Genomic DNA, 2,131 nt, shown 5'->3' with positions numbered 1-2,131 from the left:
CACGCGGACCGGCACCGGGCCTGCGGTGTCCTGCGCGCAGGCCGGGCACCAGCCCCCGCTGCCGGGCGGCCCGGCACCGCAGCCACCGCAGGTCCGGGGCAGGAGGAGGTCCAGCAGGGCGGCGGCCGGGGACGGGGCTCGGGTCGGGGTCACGGCTCCGATACTCGCCCCCGGCACCGTCGCCGCGGCCCCGCCGGAGTCCGCCCGAGCCGGGTTGTCCACAACCACCGGAGTTGTCCACAGGCCGGGGATCCGGCCACCGGGACCCGCTCAGCCGGGGTAGAACGGCTGTGCGGCCGCGCCCGTCCCGCCCGCCTGCTGCCAGGCGTCGAACTCGCCACCGGAGTAGCTCCACAGGCCGGTCCGGTCGGTCACGTACAGCGGGCGCCCCTCGGCGGCGGCCAGCGCCCCCAGCGGCGCGGTCAGGTTCGTGCCGGGGATCTGGTCCAGGCGCAGACCGTCGGCGCTCACCTCGGACATGGGGCGGTCCGAGTCCGACGCGACCACGATCCGGTCCGCGGAGTGCCAGTCGATCGACACCACGTCGTCGAGTTCCCCGGGGCGCAGGCGCCGCAGCGGCCCGACGGCGACCTCGCCGTCGTCGAGCGGGACGATCGGGCCGACGAGCAGCGCACCGTCGGCGACGACGGCGATCCGGCCGCCCTCACGCGCCAGCGCGATGTCCCCGATCCGGCCGAGCGGCGTCAGCCGGCCCGCGTCCACCGCGCCCTCGACCGGCGGCCCGGACGGCGGGACGAGGACCCGGCGCAGCCTGCCGTTCACGACCGCCCAGATCTCGTCGCCCGCCCCGTTCCAGCTCAGCGAGCGGACGTCGGCGCCGGACACCGGGGTGGCGGTGAGCTCCCCGCCCAGCGGGCCGGTGAGCAGCCGCTGGGTGCCCGTCGACTCCCGGGACACGACGGCGATCCGCCCGCTGCGCGCGGACGCGGCGGCCTCGGTGATGTCGAACGAGCCGTTCCCGGCCTGCCCGGCGACCGGTGCCGCCACGCCGGTCGCGCTGAGCTGACGGACCCGGCCGCCGTCGACGACGTAGGGGAACGCGGGGGCCCGGCCGGGGCCGGCGACGAGGTCGGCCTGGTCCGCGGCCGACACCGTCGGCGTGGCGGGGACCAGCGGTCCGCCGTCGGCCAGCAGCTCCACCCGCGGCACGCCCACCCCGCCGAGGGTCTGCGCGACCTGCGCGGCGAGCAGCTCCCGGTCCTGCGGGGACAGCCCCGACACCCCGGTCAGCTCGATCGACGCGGTGCCCGCCGCGGGGTCGGTCGTCGCCGAGCGGATCCGCGCGGTCGCCGGGAACATCGTCACCGCCGCCCCGGCCAGGCCGGTGGACGGCCCGCGCAACAGTACGTCGACGGCGTCCATCGCGAGCTCGCCGGGACGCCCGCTGCGGATGTAGTGCCCGTCGGGCAGCAGCATCCGGCGGACCGGGTCGACGAACCAGGCCTGCAGCTCGCGGTAGTGCGAGCGGAAGTCCGACAGCCGGACCATCACCCCGGGCGGTGGCCGGTCGATCCGCCAGTGCTCGCCCTCCCGGACGACGCCGACGTCGACCTCGACCCGCTGGGGGGAGGACTCGAACGCCCCGCCCGGCCCGACCGTGCCCAGCCGGGTGCCCCGCACCCGCACCGTCATCCGGTCCGGCCCCGGTGTGCCGTTGTCCGGGGACACGACGGTGTCGAACCGCTCGTCCAGGACGGTCAGCGACGCCGCGTCGTCCCAGTCCGACGCCGACGCCGACAGGTAGCGGCGGGCCTGCGCGTGCCGGTCGTCGGGCGAGCCGGAACGGTAGACGAACCCGCGGACCAGGCCGAGCGGCTCGTCGTCCTCGATCGGGCCGCTCAGGTTCTGCTCGGCAGCCTGCTCGCCCTGGCGCAGCACCTGCACGTCGGACTGCTGGGGCACCGTCGCGCACCCGGCGACGACGGCGGCGACCGTCACGACCAGCGCCGCCAGCGCACGGCGGGCGGTCACCGGTCGCCGCCCGGGTCGATGATGGCCCGCTCGGCGGGCTGCATCGGCGCGTGCTCCTCGGGGCGCAGCCGCCACAGGTCCTCCTCGCGCAGGTCGCGGCCGATCCCCTGCGGCGGGGTCGGCACCGAGCTGCCGTTGC

1 protein-coding gene is annotated in these 2,131 nt (G+C 77.4%); it reads right to left on the bottom strand.

From position 1 onward, the window contains the following. Window positions 1–270: 270 nt before the first annotated feature. Window positions 271–1,992: an LpqB family beta-propeller domain-containing protein gene (locus GTW08_RS31655; protein WP_073576337.1), complete on the bottom strand. Its 1,722-nt coding sequence runs from the start codon at window positions 1,990–1,992 to the stop codon at window positions 271–273. Between the last annotated feature and the right edge of the window lie 139 nt (window positions 1,993–2,131).

Origin of the sequence: Pseudonocardia sp. SID8383, from assembly GCF_009864975.1 — a bacterium.
Lineage (GTDB): Bacteria > Actinomycetota > Actinomycetes > Mycobacteriales > Pseudonocardiaceae > Pseudonocardia > Pseudonocardia alni.
Note: the sequence above shows the minus strand (reverse complement) of the source record. Positions and strands in the feature narration are given on the sequence as shown.